Raw genomic sequence first — 19,146 nt, 5'->3', positions numbered from 1 at the left:
TTCAGTTATGGACGGACGGCTCCAGAAGGAGCCGATTCCCCCATGGCATTCATGGAAGTGACACGAAACCAGCCTTTTGGCTTTTTCCCCGACTTATATTCAAAGCTGGTAGATGCGGTAGAGCCTATGTTTGTAAAAGGCTCCGCACCGTTTTCGCTGTAATACACGTTATAGCCTGTAATAGCGTCTGCAGACTTACCTGCGCTCCATTGGAGCGCTACGGATGAGCCAGCGGCTTTAGCTTGAGGCTGTCCAGGGGCAGTAGGAACCTCTGTAGGCTGCGCACCTGTTCCATCTCCCTCGCCCGGAACGTTTGGAGACTCAGAATCTGCAGGTGGCACCACAGGTGCTGCGCTTGCTTTCGTGCTTGGCCCGGACTCATGACCGCCCACATCAACGGCAGTCACGTAGTAGCTGGAGCTGCTGCCTCCAGGGCTGTCAGAGAACACCTTGGAGCCGTCAGCCATAACGACCTTGCCAAGCCGTTGGAAGCTACCCCCATCTGTAGAACGATACAGACGGTATCCTACGACGTCGCTGTTTCCGCTAGGGCTAAAGCTGATTATGGCTTTACCGTCACTATAGCTTACGTTGACACTAGATGGAGCGTTAGGAGCTGCTCCATCGTCCTTGCGTGGATCAATCTGAGTAGGAGCTTCCTTATCTGCATCCTGAGGTAGATAGTAGGACAACGAATTATGTCGTCTCATCACCTTAAAGGCTTGCTGAAGCTCTTTAATCAATTCTGAGATTGACTTTTCCCGTTTCCTAACGGTCCGTTCATATAACATATCATCCGGTGTACCATCGCGTGGAATATAATTCACACCTTGGTAGGTAATATATTTCGCACGGCTCACACCATTTTCACTGTTTTTAGGTGGATACTTACTGTTATAAATGTCCGAACCATATGCGGATGCTGTACGGCTTACAATGCCGTCAGGTCTCTTGAAGCTGTCCGTTTGGAACAGCTGAGCATCTTTAGCTGTTACTTCATTCATGATTAGAGCCCATAAGCGGCGAGCCCGCTCTTTTTGGACTTTCGTTTCAAGCTTATTGACAGGTTGCTTGTAACCAACCCATACACCTAGTGTGACGTCAGGCGTAAAGCCCTCGAACCAAACATCAGTGTAGGATTGCGTAGTGCCTGTCTTGCCGGCAATCGGAATCTTACCGGATTGATCAAAGTTCCGCTTCACCAGTCTGCCTGTGCCTTCCGACACGGCTGTACGCAACATATCTGTCATCAGGTAGGCGGTTTGCGGTGAGAAGGCCTGCACAGGATTAGGCTGATGCTTATATACAATATTGCCTTGCGAATCCACAATCTTTTCGATCATATAGGCATCATTAAACACACCGCCATTTGGAATGGCTCCATATGCATTCGTGAGTTCCTCGACGGTCACCCCGTGGGCTAAGCCGCCAAGTACACCCGTTTGGGCGTTGTTATCACTAGATTCCAAGGTGGTGATACCCAGTTTTTTAGCAAAAGCCCAAGCATTGCTAATCCCTACTTTTTCGTTAAACAGCTTGAGTGCTATCGTATTAAGCGATTGATTCAGTGCATAACGCGCCGTGACCAATCCTTGATAGCGGTTGTTAGAATTTTTCGGAATGTGATATCCATTACTGCCATCTTTCAAAATAATAGGGGCATCATCCACGATACTACCAGGCTGCACAAGACCGCTGTCCAATGCAGGGAGATAGGCAGCAATCGGTTTCATTGCCGAACCCGGCTGACGTACCATCTGGGTGGCATAATTCATCTGCTCCTTTTGGAAGTCCCGACCTTCCATCATTCCAAGAATGGCGCCTGTTTTATGCTGAATCAAAATAGCCGCTGCTTGTTCGTCACCCTTGGTTTTACTAGTGGCAGAGAAGTTGTTTTTATTTTCTGCAATTTGACGCATAGATTTGTATACGCTCTTATCAATAGTGGTGTACACCATATAACCGCCTGTGCGAAGTTGCTGTTCGGCTTCTTTGAGTAAATCGTTATCATCCTTGGTCTTGGTATCTGCACTGGCATTAGCTGCTTGACCCGGATTGGTGACAGACATGAGTGCCTGCGCAGCTTGTCGTTCTGTTTCCATCATAAGGTATGGATAGGTGTTATAAGCTTTAACAGTGCGTGGTGCGAGAGATTTTTTGATATCAAAAGCCATCGCTTCATCATACTGTGCTTTATTGATTTTGTTCTCCTCCAGCATTCGACTGAGTACTAGGTGCTGGCGATTGATGGCTCTTTTAAAGCCAGCTTCATTAAACTCACCCTTACCATTGAAAGCAGAATAAGAAGAAGGAAGCTGTGGCAAACCTGCTAGATAGGCAGCCTGGGCTATATTAAGCTCGTTCAGATCATGCTCATTAAAGATACCTTTTGCCGCTGCTTTAATGCCAAAGACGTTGTAACCGCTTGAACCATTACCAAAAGGTACTTTATTGAGATAGGCCGTAATAATTTGTTGCTTGCTTAGGAAGCGCTCAAGGCGCAGAGACAGCAAAATTTCTTTGACCTTGCGGTCATCCGTGCGATCGAGATTTAGAAAGACACGACGCGCAAGCTGCTGGGTGAGGGTACTACCCCCGGTTTGTACGGATTCATGCAGCGCCTTTTGCTTCACAGCACGCAGCGTTCCCGACAGATCGACACCTTTATGCTCGTAAAAATGATTATCTTCAATGGCAATGACTGCGTCAATGACGAGTTGTGGAATCTCCTTAAACGTGACAGGTCTTCGATCTTCTTCTGTCCGAAGTTGTCCGATGGGAGAGCCATCATTGAAATAAGCGAAGCCTGTGATTGCATTCTTATCTACTTCCTGTAGGATCATGGATCTGGAACGCACGGGTTCGCTTTTTACAATAGAAGCAACATAGCCGGCGGCGGCTCCTCCTGCAAATAGTGCCCCCATAAAACCGATGATGACGACCCACTTTATGACACGGCCGAGCCTTCGCATGGTTGTCCGCAAGCGGGAAGGCTTTGGCTCTGATACATTGTTTTTTTCTTCAACCATTAAGTCTTCCTCCTTTATAACAGCCATTATTATAGCATAAAATTACAAAATGAACCCATATGCTAAAAAGCCTGTCTTTTGGTGTCGTTGACTACATAAAAGCAGTGTGTTATAAATAGGTCAAAGTAAATATCGTGAAAAGCAGAGAAAGACTTCAGTAGAAGGCGGATTCACGTTGTACAGAGAGCCGATGGGTGGTGTGAATCGGTAGCGTCCCTCCTTTGAATTACCGTCTGGAGCTGTCTGGATGAATGGAAAGCATTTGCAGGTTTGCGAAGCTATCATAGTAATCCAGTACCGGGTGTAGGCCCGTTATAGGAATGAAGTGAAAGAAATGTCTGTCTTTGACATGCGTTTCTTTAATTAGGGTGGTAACGCGAGCAGCTCCTTCTCGTCCCTTGGGATGAAAGGGGCTTTTTGGTTTGTCTAATATGTAATATTTTGGATGAAAAATAGGAGGTATACAGGATGAAGTGGGAAGAATTGAAGCCGGAGCAACAGGTAGAGGTCGAGCGACAGCTAGAGGTGATACGTCGTGGAGTAGCGGAAATTGTACCTGAGGATGAGCTGAAGCGTAAGGTTATTAAATCGGTCGTTAGCGGCGAGCCACTCAAAATTAAGCTGGGTCTTGATCCATCTGCGCCTGACATTCACATCGGACATACGGTTGTTATGCACAAACTGCGCCAGTTCCAGGAATTAGGCCATCAAGTGCAACTGATTATCGGAGATTTTACAGGCAGAATTGGTGATCCGACAGGTAAATCGGAGACTCGCAAGCAACTGACTGAGGAAGATGTACAGCGTAATGCACAAACGTACAAGGAACAAATTTTTAAAATTCTCGATCCTGAAAAAACAAAGGTATTCTACAATTCCGAATGGTTAGGGCCAATGTCTTTTGCTGATGTAGTAACCCTGTCGGCCAAAGTAACGGTTGCCCGTATGTTGGAACGGGATGATTTTACAAAAAGGTACCAAAACGGATTGCCGATCAGCATCCATGAGTTCTTTTACCCGCTGATGCAGGGCATGGATTCCGTGGCTCTCCAAAGCGATATTGAATTGGGGGGGACGGATCAGAAGTTTAATCTGCTAATGGGCAGAACCCTGCAAAAAGAATACGGAGTTGAGCCGCAGGCTACGATTACATTACCATTGCTTGAAGGGCTGGATGGCGTCCAGAAGATGAGCAAAAGTTTGGGGAACTACATTGGTGTTGATGAGGAGCCGAACGAAATATACGGTAAGTCCATGTCCGTTCCTGACGAGCTGATGCTGAAATATTTTGAGCTTGCAACGGATATCAACAACGAGGAGCTGGCAGAGCTGGCGAAAGGTGTTAAGGACGGCTCAGTGCATCCACGTGATGCCAAAATGAAGCTGGCTGGAACGTTAGTGCGCATGTACCATGGTGAAGAAGCAGAGGAAGCAGCGAAGCAGCATTTTGTGACCGTATTCCAGCAACGTGCGCTGCCTGACGATATTGAAGAGTTCACCTTGACGGCTGATCAGTTAGAAGAAGGTGGCATTCGTGTGATCCAGTTGCTGACTCATCTGGGCTTTGCAGCATCTAACGGTGAAGCCAAGCGCAGTATTCAGCAGGGTTCGGTCAAAATTAACGAAGAGAAATGGACCGATGTGAACGAAGCATACACGCCGAAGGAAGGCGACATTGTGCAGGTAGGTAAACGGAAATTTGCTAAAATCAAGCTTGGATAATGAAAATATATTCAAAAGCAGCGCTGAGATTGTATCGATCTCAGCGCTGCTTTTTTATTTCTGCAAAGGGAAAAGTCATGGTAAACTTAGCACAAATAATCAAACATGTAGGTAAAGAGTTATACATAATGAAAACGTGGGTTGCACAATTTGGGTGTAGGATCGATAACCAAAACAATTACAAGTGCGGGGAAGGATTATATGGACTACTTTAAACGAATTCAGTGTGCGATTGAGTTTATTGAATTGAATCTCCGGGAGGATCTAAAAATTGCCGATATTGCTTCACAGGCATGCTTTTCAGCTTTTCATTTCCAGCGGGTTTTTCAGGCCATTTCGGGTTTTACGGTTCAACAATATATAAGAAGGAGAAGATTGTCCGAGGCGGCTGAACAGCTAAAACAATCCAATCAAAAAGTGTTGGACGTTGCGATTGAGTATCAGTACAACTCACAAGAGGCTTTTACCCGCGCTTTTGAAAAGAATTTTGGGATCACCCCTGGGAAGTATCGTAACGGTGATATTGAGCTTCCTGAGCAAAGTAAAATCAATTTTCTGGATTACCAAAAAAATACGATGGGGGATTTGGATGTGAATAAGCCGGTGATATTGCAGCTCGAAACGGTCAAAATTGTAGGATATGAATATAAAACAAACCTGAATAATGAGCAGCACTATAAAGAAATCCCAGGATTTTATGGACACTTTGGAGCAAATGAATATTTTATGTGTATCCCGAACAAAATTGCACCGGGAATGTCATATGGGGTTGCCTGTCGATTTGAAGACAACGGTGCGTTTTCATTTGTGGTGGGCGAGGCAGTTGAAAAAGAGTCAGAAGAACTGGCAGAGGGTTTCATATATATGGAGATTCCAGCAGGGAAGTATGCTGAGTTTGACGCTTCGGGTTCAGATGGACGGGTTCAGAATATACGAGACTTTATCTATGGCACATGGCTTCCTAATTCTAATTTTGAACGGAGGGAGGGGCCTGATTTTGAAATTACAGACGTGATGAATTCCTGCTATCCAGATCATTTGAGTATGAAGGTATACATCCCCATTGAATAAAACCCTCAGGCTCGATGCATAGAGAATATAAAAAAGCACCCGAATAAATTCGGGTGCTTTTTGGTGCTAATGCAAGGATTAGCGGTTGTAGAATTCGACGATTTGTTTTTCATCGATATCTTGGGACAATTCGCCACGCTCAGGCAAACGAATGAATTTACCTTCCAGAGCTGCGTCATTGTACTCCAGGTAAGCTACCAAGTGGTTGCGGTTTTCCAAAGCTTCTTTGATGGAAGACAGGGAACGACTTCTTTCACGAAGACCGATCACGTCGCCAGGGCTTACTTGGTAAGAAGCGATGTCAACTTTTTTACCGTTCACAGTAACGTGACCGTGAGCTACCAATTGACGTGCGCCTGCACGGGAATTAGCAAAGCCAAGACGGAATACAAGGTTGTCCAGACGGCTTTCCAGCAAGAACATAAAGTTTTCACCAGCGATACCGTGCATGTGTTGAGCTTTGTTGAACAGGGTACGGAATTGTTTTTCACCCAAGCCGTACATGTGACGCAGCTTTTGTTTCTCTTGAAGCTGCATACCGTAGTTGCTGATTTTTCTCCGTTGGTTTGCACCATGTTGTCCCGGAGGGAAAGGGCGTTTCAATTCTTTACCTGTGCCGCTCAGGGAAATACCGAGACGACGGCTCAATTTAAATTTAGGACCAGTGTAACGTGCCATTATAGAGTTAACTCCTTCATAATTAAAATTTGAGTTGGGGCTCTCTTTGCGCTCCAATTTGTTCGGCGCTACCTATTAAGGTAAGACGCACTACTGACAGAAAAGTTCAGCCGCTGTCCTGTCAGCAACAAAAAAGATGAGGGTGACACAAACTGTTACGCCCAAAATTTAAGATCCGCACAGTAGATAGTTCTGCCGTACAGTCTTTTTCAATAATATATACTATATGTAAGACTAGGTCAATGTCAAGAAGAGAAAAAGAATGAAAACGTCAAAATTTGTCGATAGGGCTTTAGAACTAAAAAAGTGGGACGAATTTCTGAAAAATGGATGCAAATTTCTAAAGTTGAGAGTAAAATAGATCATATTATGAGCTATAGTGGTGTATAGCCGCTGTCTTGGTACAGCTAACTTTGCTGTGAAGGAGCGCCTTAATATGTCGGAATTTTCAACAACGGATCAGCAAATGCTTGACAGTAAAACAGTCCAGGCTAGCGGTGCTCCGCTGTTTGATGATAAAGGATATACGTCTTTTGCCTGGCTCCAGAACATGGATATGACACCCTATGATTTCCCCTATATTAATCAGCTTCTTGTCCAAGGATATCGGAGTTGGTTACAGCAGAGCAATGGTATATCCTGGATTAACGAAGAGTATACTGCTGTTTTTAATTTTATAGGTGTTCGTGTTGCTGGTAGGGAAGAAGATGATGACGAGGATTTGGATTTGGTCGAACGTTGTTGCATATCTAGAGAGGTGGAAGTGAGCCAGCGCAAACTTCGTGATGGAAGCCTTGCGTTTGTGTATATGGTTCCCATACTATGCCGTAATTATAAGAGGGAGCCCTTTGCCGCTCTTCGTTTTACACAGCCTGTTCAACATTCTGTCTCAAATCAGGACACATTGTTAGTAGCTGCTTTACATTTTAAATCCTGCTTTTACTCGAAGTTTGAGTACATATTTATGGAAGATATCCTTGGGATGCAGAATCGAAGCGATCGTGAAGGTAGACGCCGTTCTATTTTATTTCAGATTGTAAAACGGATGCATGACAAAATTGACGTGGAAGGCGTGCTGGATGAGGTATTCGGGAGCATCGCCTATTTGTTTCCCCATGTAGATATCACCTTGTACATGAGTCAGGATCGACACAGTCGCAATCCGCAGGTCAAACCTTTGCTGCTGCATGAACGGGATGAAGATGTATGCGTTCGTGCATTTATGAAAGGGCAAATGGCTGTGAACGAGCCTGTCGGTACACAAGATGAAATAACTGAAATCGCCATCCCATTACGTGGCAAGCAGGGTGTATACGGTGTTTTCCATATGATTCTTCCATCGGGTGCGGATAGTATGAAAAAAGTGGATGTAGAGCTGATTGCCATGATGGCGGATACGGCTGGTACTGCATTTGAAAATGCGAAGCTGCTTGAGCAATCGAATGTACTTATCCATGAATTGCGTCTCATTAATGAACTGGTTCAGCGCTTGAATCAGAGCCTGAAGTTAAATGAAATATTTGAATTTGCCGTGCAGGAGTTATTAAAAATGTTCATGGCGGACTTTTGTTGTATTGTACAGCTTGATCAGGATGGAAATTGTTTTAAAGTCATGTCGAGTAATGTGGAAAGCTTAAGACTGGAAAGTTACCCTCTTGAAGATGGATTTGCTGGGCTGATACGCTTAACAGGAGAACCAGTGATTGTGTCGGACTATAGAAAGGATGGAAAGATATCCTCTCATTTTATGGATGCGACAGACTCCCAGTCTTTGATGGCTGTACCTATGAAGACCAGCGATACTCCTAAAGGGGTTATACTATTGTCCAGCAAGCTTCCACACTTTTTCTCTTACGATAATTACAAAATGCTGCAAATGCTAGCCCCTCATATCGGATTGGCGGTAACCAATGCTATGCTGCACGCTGAAGTGCGGCGATTGGCTAATATGGATATGTTAACAGGTCTGTATGTACGTCACTATGTGGACCAAATCATTCAGCAACATCAGGAAAAGGATTTCTGTGGATCTCTTATTTTGGTAGATATTGATCAATTCAAACAGGTGAATGATACGCATGGGCATCAGACGGGTGACGAAATTTTGAAAAGCGTCAGCAATATCGTTCGTTCGGCGACTCGCGATGAGGATGTATGTGCAAGATGGGGCGGCGAGGAGCTTGCCATTTATTTACCGCAGCTGGGGGTTCAGCAGGCGCTCGAATATGCAGAAAAAATACGTTACCGTGTACAGCATGAAACCGAGCCTCAGGTGACTGTTTCTTGCGGGATTGCTGAATGGAACTGGCTGGATGAGCAGATCAGTATTGAATCTTTATTTTATAGGGCTGATATGGCCTTGTACGAAGCGAAAAATGAAGGACGCAATCGAATAGTTGTTGATCATGTAGCCAATGTGTAGAGGATATTCCATAGGGAATGTTCTCTTTTTGTCTTGCATAACCCATTGCAGACAGGTAATCCTAAACGTAGCTATATCGTGTGTATGATTGAATTATAGGGAAAACACGATAAAGTGAACCAGGTAGCATAACTGCCTTGAAGCAGGCTTATTGCTCATGAGTACAGTTATGTTCAGGATAGGACGGATGATGGATGCATTGGAGAAAGCAATGGGTGATGCAGGTTTGTGTGTTCCTTGTAATAGGTGTGTTAAGTGGTTGTGCACTGGATCGACAATATACTCCTGAGCAGATTTTTAAGAGAGCTGTTGCAGGAATGGCCGGCAAAGAGATGGTAACGTTTACTGGACGGACTGCAATTAGAGCTGACAGTGGTCTGCCGACGAATAAGCAGTTTGAATATCGCGGTAGGCTAAGAAATCACGATGAATTGACCATGCACTGGGGTTCTGCAGTGGCTTTTCGTAAGCAAGGTGGCTACGCAGCTCTGCAACAAGGTAAGTCCGAGCATGATGTTACACAAGAACGTTTTCTTCGTCAGAGTGGAAAATGGGTTGCGCTGACATCCGGTTATCCCCCTCTGGTTGGAAATGGTATGTTAAATCGCTTCAATCCGATTCAGGAGCTTGAGGAATTAAATACACTGAATAAGAGCATTCGTATGGAAACGGGAGCTGCCCGGGGAACTTGGGTGTTGAGGATTGAACCGGAATCAGCTTCGGCAAAGCGCTGGTTGAAAGATCGTTTAATAAAAGAAATGAATACTTTAAACCCTCAAATCGGGATATTAAAAACGCAGCATACAGGAACGAATCGAGAACTGCAAAAGAAGTTGAGCCAAATATGGGCACAAAGTTGTGAGGATATGAGCAACCAGCTGGAGCAATCCATTGTGCGTACTGTGTATCATCTGACCATAGATCGTCAAACAGGTTTACCCTTAAAGCTTTCATCGGAATGCAGGATTTCCCGACAAGGAGCGAATGAAGAGCTGCATCAAGAGGCTTTGATAACCAGAGTTACTTTTAAGGACTACAAGTAACGTGGCGGGCATGATACAATGAATTTTGAATTAACCATTGTTCAAAAAGAATGAAATAGAGAAGGAGAGAACTACATGAAAGATCCTAGAATACTTAAGCTGGCAGAAAATCTGGTCGGTTACTCTGTTGAAGTGCAGCCTGGAGAAAATGTATTGATCGAAATGATTGGTACAGAGCGCGACTTGCTTAACGCCATCATTCATGAAGTTGGTAAAAAAGGTGGAAATGTTTTTGTACAACTTACAGACCGTAAGGTACAGAGCGCCATGCTTCGTCACGCGACAAAGGAGATGCTGGAGACCTGGGCTGAGATTGACCTTAACCGGATGAAGCAAATGCACTGCTACATCGGAATACGTGCAGGTGAAAATGTAAATGATCTGTCAGATGTGCCGGAAGATAAAATGAAAATGTATAATTCCATTTATCAGCATGCGGTACATAGCGAACAACGGGTGAAACACACTAAATGGGTAGTGCTGCGTTATCCGAATGACAGCATGGCTCAATTGGCGAATATCAGCACAGAAGCGTTCGAAGATTTTTATTTCGATGTGTGTAATCTGGATTATGCAAAAATGGACAAAGCTCAAGATGCATTGGCAGACCTGATGAATCGGACGGACAAGGTACGGATCAGCGGACCGGGTACGGATTTGAATTTCTCTATTAAGCAAATCGGAGCTATCAAGTGTTCAGGTCAATGCAATATCCCGGATGGCGAAGTATACAGCGCGCCTGTACGTGATTCCGTAAACGGAACTATCAGCTACAATGCACAAACCTTGTATAATGGTATTACTTTTGAAAATGTTAAATTCCGTTTTGAAAATGGTAAGATTGTGGAAGCGACGAGTAACGATACGAAGCGGCTGAATGATATTCTCGATTCTGACGAGGGAGCACGTTATATTGGCGAGTTTGCCATCGGATTTAATCCGCACATTTTACATCCAATGAAGGATATTTTGTTTGACGAGAAAATCGCCGGCAGCTTGCATTTTACACCGGGTCAAGCTTATGAAACAGCGGATAACGGTAATCGTTCATCGATCCACTGGGATTTGGTGTTGATTCAGCGTCCAGAATATGGCGGTGGTGAAATTTATTTTGACGATGTTTTGATTCGTAAAGACGGCATCTTTGTACTGCCTGAGCTGGAGCCATTAAACCCTGAGAATTTAAAATAACGATATCCGTTCTTGCTGAGAAAGCGATTTCAATGTATTATTATGGGTGAGTAACGATACATGACAATTCAGTAAAGCGAGGGATCTCTATGTCCAATAATAACGCGGCGGTTGTTGAAATTGCACAGACGGCGAGCAAGTTCACCTCTTCCATCGTCCTTCATTCCGAAAATAAGTATATTGATGTGAAAAGTATACTGGGCTTGTTTACGACCCTAGTCAGCAGCCATAGCTATGAACTACACGTTCATGGACCAGATGCGGAGGAAGCTAAGAAAGCGATCATCGAGGTATTCAAGAAGCACGGACTTCATATTTCAGTAGCCAGCTAACTTTATTCTTGAAGCAAAAGCATCCCTACCTGTAACTGTAGGGATGCTTTTTTTGTCAGGTTCTTGTATTAGCCTGCAATTTGGTCTAATATTAAGGATAGGACGTCTTGTGCGACATTGAGACATAGGGGGGAAGAATCCATGACTTCATCTGATTTGCAGGAACAATTGAATATCAAGGCTATTAATCTGCTTCAGGAAGATGCAGATAAAATAAAGAAGCTTATTGAAGTACAGATGGAGAATCTGGCAACCCGTTATTGCCCTCTCTATGAGGAAGTGCTGGATACTCAGATGTACGGATTTTCCAAGGAAGTGGATTTTGCGGTTCGCGCTGGACTTCTTCCGGAAATGGTAGGTAAACAGCTGGTCAGTGAGCTGGAACGCAATCTGGCTATTCTATATGAGGCCATGAATAATAAGGCCAATTAGGAAGACGGTTGAATTGATGAGAGCATGCGGAGTTTGAGAGCATGCTTTTTTTGATGCCTTTTTTTAAAAAAATGTTCCTTTAGGATGGCAAAAGCGCCTCGCCCTTCCACCATCCTAATGCACATTTTAAAACCTTAAAAGCTACACAAGGAAGAAGGATACACCTAACAATACGTACACTACCAGTAGCATGAGTCCCTCATACCAGTTGGTTGAGCCGTCCTGGGTGATGGATTTGGCGATAAATACAGCGACAGCAATGGCGACCAGCTCAATAGTGGTGAAAACGATATTCATCGTGTTTCCCATAAAGTAACTGACAAAAATCAGCACAGGGGCAACAAATAGTGCAATTTGCAAACTGCTGCCGACAGCTATTTCGACCGATGCACCAATTTTGTTTTTCATCGCCAGTAAAATAGCAGCGCTATGTTCGGCTGCATTACCAATAATAGCGACGAGGAAGGCACCTACGAACAATTCGCTGAGCCCAAATTGGGTCGTAAACACCTCCAGTGTACCTACCAGCCATTCGCTGACAAAAGCGACCATGACGGTAGCGAGTACCAAATAGGCAATGGATTTGTTTCTGGACCACACAGGGGCATGCTCATGTGGCAATTCTTCATCTTTTTGTTCGGTCACGTCAGCTAAATAGTCCTTATGCGTAATCATAGAAAAAATAAGCCACGCAATATACGCGACAATGAGCGTGCCTGCGACAATCAGGCTGAGCGTATCTGATTCGTTATCCGTGATAACGTGTGTGTTCAGAAAGACAGCTGGAACGAACAAGGCAATAACAGCCACAATCATCAGAGAACCACTTAATCCAGCCAGCGATATATTGAAATTTTGCACTTTGTACTTCAAACCGCCTGCGAACAGACTTGCTCCAAGCACCAGCAGCAGATTACCGATGATGGAACCGGTAAGACTGGCCTTTACCATATCGTAAAGACCTTCTTTAACGAGAAAGATGGCGATGATCAGTTCGGCTGCGTTACCAAAGGTGGCATTTAAGAACCCACCTAGACGTTGGCCAGCATAATGCGCGACACTTTCGGTCGCCCTGCCGAGAAAACCGGCTACGAATACAACAGAAATTGCACAAATGACAAATTGGGCTATAGCATTCCAATGGGTGTAATGAGCGACTGCGCTAAGAGCAAATGTCGCTATGAGCAAAGCGGGAGATAACCATTTTTTCAATGAAGAGCACCTCGATATCAATAGATGTGTACAAGTTTGGCGAAAGCTGTCACTTGTATGGATTTTCTAAATTAATATACCCAAAATGATATACGTTGTAAACGAAAGTTGTTTTTCATACGTAGGGTTTGCATTTGGAGTGGCTGAGGCTTTACAATACAAATAAAGGATGGATGAAGGGGGACATAGGTCATGGCAGAGCAAATTCAACAACTGGAAGCAGGAAACATCAAGATTTCCAACGATGTCGTAGGTAAAATTGCCGGGATGGCCGCATTAGAGACACCGGGCATTGCTGCAATGTCAGGCGGTTTATCGGAAGGCTGGGCCAAAAGGCTGAGCGGTAAAAATGTACAAAAAGGCGTATCAGTGGAGGTTGGACAGCTGGAAGCTGCCATTGATCTACGTATTATCGTGCTCTACGAAACACCTATTCATGAGGTGTCCCGAATTCTTCAGCAAAATGTGCGAGAAGCCGTCGAAAGTATGACGGGTTTGCGGGTTGTGGAAGTGAACGTAAAAGTGGAAGGTGTCGCGTTCAAGGACGACGCAGTGTAAAGGAATCAGGAACTGACAAATTGACATTTTTAACCAATTGTATACATGTCGGGAAATTCCGTGGGATAACCCGAATAAAAACACGAAAACTGGGGGTTATAGAATCGCCAGTTTTCGTTTTGTGAATCAACAGTATAGCCATTTTGCAGAGGGCTCTCGTATTTTATACATAACCAAAAGAACTTCCAAAGCCACCGTTGTAAATGGACCTTGGAAGTTCTTTTTTAGCGAAAACGGTTGGTTCTACGAGTTTGAAAGCGATTGGGTACTTCATTACGGACAGCTACCCCTGTGGTGCGTTCCTGCACCGCTTGTTTGGTGTTCTCACGAGAAATACTGAGCATAATGCCCATGGAAAACATCATGACAAGTAGGGAGGAGCCACCAAAGCTGATAAATGGAAGCGTTACGCCAGTGATTGGAATCGTTTGGGTTACACCGCCGATATTAATGAAGGCCTGAATGGCGATCAAACCCATGATGCCGGTGCCTACCAACGTTCCGAACGGATCATGGCAACGAAGAGCAATGATCATGCCTCGCCAAATAAAATACAAATATAGCATCAGGAATATGGCTGTTCCGATAAATCCGAATTCTTCACCGATTACGGAAAAGATAAAATCATTAAATGAATTAGGAAGATAGTGAAGCTTGATAATACCTTTACCAAAGCCTGACCCGTTTAAGCCGCCTTCACCTATAGCTTGCAAGGACTGCACCAGATTGTATCCCGTTCCTTGTCTATATTTCTCGGGATTAAGAAAGGCTTGAAAGCGCCCGATTTTATAATCTTGCTTGGCAGCAGCTTGTCCATCTGTGGTTCCAGAATCTCCTCCAAACAACGACCCAATACCAAATACGATGGAAGCGCCTAGCACGAGCAGAACAATGGATGCTGTAATATGCTTGACACTGGCTCCCCCGGCATAAATAATCAGACCACTGGTGGCAACCAAAATGAAGCAGGAACCTAAATCAGGTTGAAGCATGATGAGTCCTGCAACACAGCCTACAATGACTGTTACAGGTATGTAGCCAGTCCGCAGATCTCTAAAGCGATCACCTTTTTTGACGATGAGTGCGGATAAGTAAAGAATGATGGAAATTTTCGCAAGCTCCGTTGGCTGGAAGCCAACACTACCAAACCTGAGCCAGCTTTTTGCGCCGTTAAGTGAGCCTGTAAAAAGAACGATGATTAGCAGTAATATAGTTATGAAAAATAAAGGTACAAAAAGCTTTTTATATTTTTCCATCTTAATATTCATAGCTACCAACATAATAAAAAGTCCAAGTACAGCAAAAGCAGATTGGCGCTTCACAAAATATAAAGAATCAAAATTGTATTCTTTATTCAGCAGAGCTACGCTGGAGCTGGAGCTAAATACCATAATTACACCGAATCCAACCAGTAACAAAGTGAGGATCAGCAATTGGAAATCCGGTGTGCCTCTTCTTCGAGTCTCCGGCTTCGTATTTCTCATATCAGCTTCCCCCGGTATTCGCCACAAGGTATATTCCTCGCAGACGGTTATCATTTTATCGTTTATCCATTTTATCATATTATGTTTGATGGGCTTCTGCAAGCTCCCTGGAGCAACAGATATCGCAACAATTCCATATCTGCTACAATAGGATGAAAATGAAGACTTGAGAGCAGCGGCATACGTGGTGACGCTGCATGATTAATCGGGAACTTGCCCGATGCTTTAAAAGGAGAGGTGGAGCAGAATGACACAACATGTGATAGACGAGACCTGGTTTGATCGTTTGCAAGAAAACATGGTGGAATGGCGTAGACATTTACATAAGAATCCCGAAATTTCCTTTCAAGAAAGCAAAACCGCAGCTTTTGTAGCGGATAAGTTGGAGAGTTGGGGAATCGAGATTCGCCGTCAGGTAGGGGGACACGGTGTTGTAGGTACCATTCGTGGTGCTAAACCTGGGCCTGTCGTCTTACTGCGTGCCGATATGGATGCTCTTCCGATTCAGGATGAAAAGGAATGTGAATATCGCTCCAGCGTGGACGGAGCCATGCATGCTTGCGGCCATGACGGACATACATCCGCGTTGCTTGGAACGGCTTACTATTTTAGTCTGAACCGGGACGAGCTGCAAGGAGAAATTCGGTTGTTGTTCCAACCTGCGGAGGAATTGCTGCCTGGCGGAGCGGTCAGTGTGATAAAGGATGGTGTATTGGAAGGTGTGGATGTCATTTATGGCATCCATTTATGGACACCTTTTCCGGTCGGGACGGCCGCGAGTTGCGCAGGGCCGCTGATGGCGGCGGCAGACGATTTTTATATTGAAATCACAGGTAAGGGTGGGCATGGTGGCATGCCTCAGTCCACTAATGATAGTGTCGTGGCGGGTTCAGCTCTTGTTATGCAACTGCAAAGTATCGTAAGCCGTTCAGTCGACCCTTTGCGACCTGCCGTGCTGACGGTGGGAACCATCCAAGGGGGCTCTGCGCAAAATGTGATCGCAGAAACGTGTCGCTTGAGTGGGACGATTCGTACGTTTGATGAGGAGACACGAACGGTAATGAAGGAGCGACTGCATGAGGTGACAGAGCTTACAGCCGCAACATACGGTACAACAGCACAGGTTCGCTATATTATGGGATACCCACCAGTTGTCAATGACGCACATGAAGCATCTCGTTTCTTTAATGAAGCAAAATCTGTTTTTGGCGAGGAGAATGTACAGGAAGCGTCGAAACTGATGCCTGCTGAAGATTTTGCGTATTATTTGGAACGTGTGCCAGGTTGCTTCATGTTCGTAGGAGCGGGTAACCCAGTTAAAGGAGCGGTTTATCCACACCATCATCCGAAATTTGATTTTGATGAGGATGCGATGATTAACGCGGTTCGTTTGTTTATTGCGATGTCTACGGGATACGCTGCGGAACAAAAAGCAGGGGCAATTAAGGGCTAAAATGAGTTGAATTGGGAACGGTTCAATCTGGAGTATGAGCTGAATGAAATGGGGTACCCTACTCTTGAAAAGGAGGGAGTACCCATGAAAAAAGTTCAGGAAGTTATGACTAAAAAATGCGTAACGGTTACCCCGCAGGACAATATTTATGAAATTGCGGTCAAAATGAAGGACAATGATACTGGTTTTATTCCGGTTGTGGAAAGCGAAGGCAGTGATAAGTTGATCGGTGTAGTAACGGACCGTGATCTTGTCGTTCGCGGCTATGCGGCTAAAAATTCAGGTTCGGGTTCGGTCGATACGGTTATGACGACAGGTATTCGTACAGCTAGTGCGGACATGTCGGTGGATCAAGCAGCTGAGCTGATGGCAGAGCAGCAAATCCGTCGTTTGCCCGTGACGGAAGGTGACCGTCTGATCGGGATTGTCTCGATCGGGGATTTGGCTGTTCGTAATATTTTTGCAGACAACGCTGGAGAGGCGCTTAGTCATATTTCCGAGCAGGTCCACTAGAAGAATAATTAAGGTAGGCATTGGTTTGGGGAGGTCTTTACCCCGAGCTTCTAATCAGGAGTTCAACCCGAATATGGGTTGGGCTCCTTGCTGTTCTGGTTGATATGCGAATAAACGGATAAACTATTTATTATATAACTTTAAAATGATGTATGGTTAGATTATCAGGAGGTAGTTATGAATCCAGAACATCCTTGTATTGTACAACGTGATTTTACCGTTCTGCTGGAAATGGGCTTGCCCGGTTCAGAACGGGCTCGTTCACAGTTGCAGATTTATGCGGAGTTGGTTAAAAGCCCGTCCGCTTTTCATACATATCACCTCACTCCACTGTCTTTGTGGAACGCAGCTGCCCTCGGATGGAGTGCTGAGGACATTCAAAATAGTTTGAACTCCATGTCTCGTTGGGATATTCCACGTGATTTGTTGAAGGATATTGAACAGCTCGTTTCTCGTTATGGGACGTTGACGCTTTCAAGGGAGGGTACGGAAGAAGAGCGAACTTATAGCACAGATACGATTGGCGCATACCGTGCTGAACATGAGCCAGACGGAGGTATAAAGACAGGGAAAGCCAACAGCTATACAATAGGTGATCGCTTGATCTTGGAAGCAGAGACCCCCGCTTTACTGGATGAGCTACTGACCAAGCAAGAGCTAGAACAGCTTGGTTTACTTCGCGTTGACGAGGTAAGCGCATCGGTCCCGCCCGAAAATCGGGGCTTGCTCAAGCAGGAATTAACGCGCTTGGGATATCCCGTTGTGGATACGGCAGGCTATCTTGAAGGGAATCAGCTTAGTTTTACCTTGGGAAAGGGACAAACGAAGTTGCAGCTTCGTGATTATCAAGTAAAGGCCGCTGATGCGTTTGAAGGGGCGGACGGCTTAGGGGGTAGTGGTGTACTGGTGCTTCCATGCGGAGCCGGAAAAACAGTGATAGGTATGGCCGTAATGAATCGGTTTCAGTGCGAGGTGCTTATTCTAACATCCAATACCACTTCTGTACGGCAATGGGTAGAAGAGTTAAAGCAAAAGACGGATATTCCTGCCGATTCCATCGGGGAGTATAGTGGTCAGAAAAAAGAGGTGCGTCCGATTACGGTGGCAACTTACCAGACTTTGACACACCGTCGTACCAAAGATGGGGATTTTGAGCATATGAAACTGCTGAGTGAGCGGAAGTGGGGACTCATTATATATGATGAGGTTCATTTGCTACCCGCGCCAGTATTCCGGGCGACGGCTGACATTCAGGCTACCCGTCGTTTGGGGTTAACGGCCACGCTGGTTCGAGAGGATGGTTGTGAACGGGATGTGTTCTCTTTAATTGGACCCAAACGATACGATATGCCGTGGAAGGAGCTGGAGCAGCAGGGCTGGATCGCTCAGGTCGATTGTGTGGAGCTACGGCTTCCAATGACAGCTGAACTCTTGGAGCGCAGTATGCGTGCGGAGGGCAGACAGCAGTACCGAATTGCAGCCGAAAATCCGGTCAAACTGGAGGCGGTGCGTAGCCTGATGCAGCAGCACAGCGGCTTGCCCACGCTTATTATTGGTCAATATTTGGACCAATTGCGAATATTGGCTCAGGAGCTGGGCGTCCCACTGATTACGGGTTCAATGAGCCAGACCGAGCGGGTGCGCTGGTTCGATGCGTTCCGCAAGGGTACAATTCGGACCCTATTGGTGTCCAAGGTTGCAAACTTTGCGGTGGATTTGCCAGATGCGGCAGTAGCCATAGAGGTATCGGGTAGCTTTGGCTCTCGCCAGGAAGAAGCGCAGCGACTGGGCCGTATTTTGCGACCAAAGTCGGGCGAGAATAAAGCTTATTTTTATGCGCTAGTGACGGAGAATAGCAAGGAGACGGATTTTGCAGCTCGTCGTCAGCTGTTTCTGATCGAGCAAGGCTATGAATATGCGGTTCGCAGATTTAGTGTGACAGAGGCTATCGGAGGCCGGAATGCTAAGTCTGGAGATCGTGAGAAGAAAAAGGAGGCCTAATCAAG

15 protein-coding genes and 1 other annotated feature are annotated in these 19,146 nt (G+C 45.3%); of the genes, 11 read left to right on the top strand and 4 right to left on the bottom strand.

Translation table 11 applies throughout. The annotated features are described in order from the left end of the window. Positions 1 to 5: 5 nt before the first annotated feature. Entirely contained in the window at positions 6 to 3,029 is a 3,024-nt protein-coding gene (locus tag G9G54_RS09025; RefSeq protein WP_165177398.1) for a transglycosylase domain-containing protein, read from the bottom strand. A gap of 135 nt (positions 3,030 to 3,164) precedes the next feature. After that, positions 3,165 to 3,431 (top strand) — a binding site (T-box leader). A 66-nt stretch (positions 3,432 to 3,497) separates the two neighbouring features. On the opposite strand from G9G54_RS09025, the gene tyrS reads away from it, so the two are divergent. Together tyrS and G9G54_RS09015 are read left to right on the top strand one after the other, a co-directional pair. Next, entirely contained in the window at positions 3,498 to 4,751 is a 1,254-nt protein-coding gene (gene tyrS / locus G9G54_RS09020) for a tyrosine--tRNA ligase (protein ID WP_165177396.1), read from the top strand. Positions 4,752 to 4,952: 201 nt separating this feature from the next. Continuing rightward, positions 4,953 to 5,822: an AraC family transcriptional regulator gene (locus G9G54_RS09015; protein ID WP_165177394.1), complete on the top strand. Its 870-nt coding sequence runs from the start codon at positions 4,953 to 4,955 to the stop codon at positions 5,820 to 5,822. A 78-nt stretch (positions 5,823 to 5,900) separates the two neighbouring features. Here G9G54_RS09015 and rpsD read toward each other — a convergent pair whose 3' ends face one another. Beyond that, positions 5,901 to 6,500: a 30S ribosomal protein S4 gene (gene rpsD / locus G9G54_RS09010; RefSeq protein WP_013310919.1), complete on the bottom strand. Its 600-nt coding sequence runs from the start codon at positions 6,498 to 6,500 to the stop codon at positions 5,901 to 5,903. A 436-nt stretch (positions 6,501 to 6,936) separates the two neighbouring features. Here rpsD and G9G54_RS09005 point away from each other — a divergent pair, with 436 nt between their 5' ends. The 5 genes from G9G54_RS09005 (at position 6,937) to G9G54_RS08985 (ending at position 11,920) form a co-directional block, all read left to right on the top strand. Next, complete coding sequence (locus tag G9G54_RS09005) at positions 6,937 to 8,922, top strand: sensor domain-containing diguanylate cyclase (RefSeq protein ID WP_165177392.1); 1,986 nt, start codon at positions 6,937 to 6,939, stop codon at positions 8,920 to 8,922. A 218-nt stretch (positions 8,923 to 9,140) separates the two neighbouring features. Then, on the top strand, positions 9,141 to 9,965 hold the full coding sequence (locus G9G54_RS09000; RefSeq protein WP_165177530.1) for a hypothetical protein: 825 nt from the start codon (positions 9,141 to 9,143) through the stop codon (positions 9,963 to 9,965). 75 nt (positions 9,966 to 10,040) lie between these two features. Continuing rightward, complete coding sequence (locus G9G54_RS08995; protein ID WP_013310916.1) at positions 10,041 to 11,156, top strand: aminopeptidase; 1,116 nt, start codon at positions 10,041 to 10,043, stop codon at positions 11,154 to 11,156. Between the two features lie 89 nt (positions 11,157 to 11,245). After that, positions 11,246 to 11,488 (top strand): HPr family phosphocarrier protein, encoded by a 243-nt coding sequence (locus G9G54_RS08990; protein ID WP_061829006.1) that lies wholly within the window; start codon positions 11,246 to 11,248, stop codon positions 11,486 to 11,488. A 141-nt stretch (positions 11,489 to 11,629) separates the two neighbouring features. Continuing rightward, the gene (locus tag G9G54_RS08985; protein WP_007431028.1) at positions 11,630 to 11,920 is read left to right on the top strand and encodes a YlaN family protein; all 291 of its coding nucleotides are present in this window, start codon (positions 11,630 to 11,632) and stop codon (positions 11,918 to 11,920) included. Between the two features lie 141 nt (positions 11,921 to 12,061). Here the strand turns inward: G9G54_RS08985 and cax are convergent, their stop codons facing one another. Further along, positions 12,062 to 13,132 carry a calcium/proton exchanger gene (gene cax / locus G9G54_RS08980; protein WP_069289890.1) on the bottom strand — a complete coding sequence of 357 codons (1,071 nt, stop codon included), beginning with the start codon at positions 13,130 to 13,132 and terminating at the stop codon, positions 12,062 to 12,064. Positions 13,133 to 13,324: 192 nt separating this feature from the next. Between cax and G9G54_RS08975 the strand changes: the two genes are divergently transcribed. Then, positions 13,325 to 13,690, top strand: coding sequence for an Asp23/Gls24 family envelope stress response protein (locus tag G9G54_RS08975; RefSeq protein ID WP_013310912.1), 366 nt, complete (start codon positions 13,325 to 13,327; stop codon positions 13,688 to 13,690). Positions 13,691 to 13,914: 224 nt separating this feature from the next. Here the strand turns inward: G9G54_RS08975 and ftsW are convergent, their stop codons facing one another. Continuing rightward, positions 13,915 to 15,174, bottom strand: a complete 1,260-nt coding sequence (ftsW, locus tag G9G54_RS08970) for a putative lipid II flippase FtsW (protein WP_029517642.1) — start codon at positions 15,172 to 15,174, stop codon at positions 13,915 to 13,917. Positions 15,175 to 15,421: 247 nt separating this feature from the next. Here ftsW and G9G54_RS08965 point away from each other — a divergent pair, with 247 nt between their 5' ends. The 3 genes from G9G54_RS08965 to G9G54_RS08955 all read left to right on the top strand — a co-directional run bounded on the left by G9G54_RS08965 (position 15,422) and on the right by G9G54_RS08955 (position 19,141). Continuing rightward, on the top strand, positions 15,422 to 16,627 hold the full coding sequence (locus G9G54_RS08965) for a M20 metallopeptidase family protein (protein WP_165177390.1): 1,206 nt from the start codon (positions 15,422 to 15,424) through the stop codon (positions 16,625 to 16,627). 84 nt (positions 16,628 to 16,711) lie between these two features. Further along, positions 16,712 to 17,140, top strand: coding sequence for a CBS domain-containing protein (locus G9G54_RS08960; protein WP_023989320.1), 429 nt, complete (start codon positions 16,712 to 16,714; stop codon positions 17,138 to 17,140). A gap of 177 nt (positions 17,141 to 17,317) precedes the next feature. Then, positions 17,318 to 19,141, top strand: a complete 1,824-nt coding sequence (locus G9G54_RS08955; protein ID WP_165177388.1) for a DNA repair helicase XPB — start codon at positions 17,318 to 17,320, stop codon at positions 19,139 to 19,141. Positions 19,142 to 19,146: the final 5 nt, after the last annotated feature.

Origin of the sequence: Paenibacillus sp. EKM212P (assembly GCF_011066115.1) — a bacterium.
Lineage (GTDB): Bacteria > Bacillota > Bacilli > Paenibacillales > Paenibacillaceae > Paenibacillus > Paenibacillus polymyxa_B.
The sequence above is the reverse complement of the archived record's forward strand: the minus strand, read 5'-3'. Positions and strand labels throughout refer to the sequence as shown.

What these genes read in the sequence shown, in the direction of transcription:
- G9G54_RS09025 (WP_165177398.1), bottom strand. Translation starts at nt 3,029, where the DNA reads ATGGTTGAAGAAAAAAACAATGTATCAGAGCCAAAGCCTTCCCGCTTG.
- tyrS (WP_165177396.1), top strand. Translation starts at nt 3,498, where the DNA reads ATGAAGTGGGAAGAATTGAAGCCGGAGCAACAGGTAGAGGTCGAGCGA.
- G9G54_RS09015 (WP_165177394.1), top strand. Translation starts at nt 4,953, where the DNA reads ATGGACTACTTTAAACGAATTCAGTGTGCGATTGAGTTTATTGAATTG.
- rpsD (WP_013310919.1), bottom strand. Translation starts at nt 6,500, where the DNA reads ATGGCACGTTACACTGGTCCTAAATTTAAATTGAGCCGTCGTCTCGGT.
- G9G54_RS09005 (WP_165177392.1), top strand. Translation starts at nt 6,937, where the DNA reads ATGTCGGAATTTTCAACAACGGATCAGCAAATGCTTGACAGTAAAACA.
- G9G54_RS09000 (WP_165177530.1), top strand. Translation starts at nt 9,141, where the DNA reads ATGCAGGTTTGTGTGTTCCTTGTAATAGGTGTGTTAAGTGGTTGTGCA.
- G9G54_RS08995 (WP_013310916.1), top strand. Translation starts at nt 10,041, where the DNA reads ATGAAAGATCCTAGAATACTTAAGCTGGCAGAAAATCTGGTCGGTTAC.
- G9G54_RS08990 (WP_061829006.1), top strand. Translation starts at nt 11,246, where the DNA reads ATGTCCAATAATAACGCGGCGGTTGTTGAAATTGCACAGACGGCGAGC.
- G9G54_RS08985 (WP_007431028.1), top strand. Translation starts at nt 11,630, where the DNA reads ATGACTTCATCTGATTTGCAGGAACAATTGAATATCAAGGCTATTAAT.
- G9G54_RS08975 (WP_013310912.1), top strand. Translation starts at nt 13,325, where the DNA reads ATGGCAGAGCAAATTCAACAACTGGAAGCAGGAAACATCAAGATTTCC.
- ftsW (WP_029517642.1), bottom strand. Translation starts at nt 15,174, where the DNA reads ATGAGAAATACGAAGCCGGAGACTCGAAGAAGAGGCACACCGGATTTC.
- G9G54_RS08965 (WP_165177390.1), top strand. Translation starts at nt 15,422, where the DNA reads ATGACACAACATGTGATAGACGAGACCTGGTTTGATCGTTTGCAAGAA.
- G9G54_RS08960 (WP_023989320.1), top strand. Translation starts at nt 16,712, where the DNA reads ATGAAAAAAGTTCAGGAAGTTATGACTAAAAAATGCGTAACGGTTACC.
- G9G54_RS08955 (WP_165177388.1), top strand. Translation starts at nt 17,318, where the DNA reads ATGAATCCAGAACATCCTTGTATTGTACAACGTGATTTTACCGTTCTG.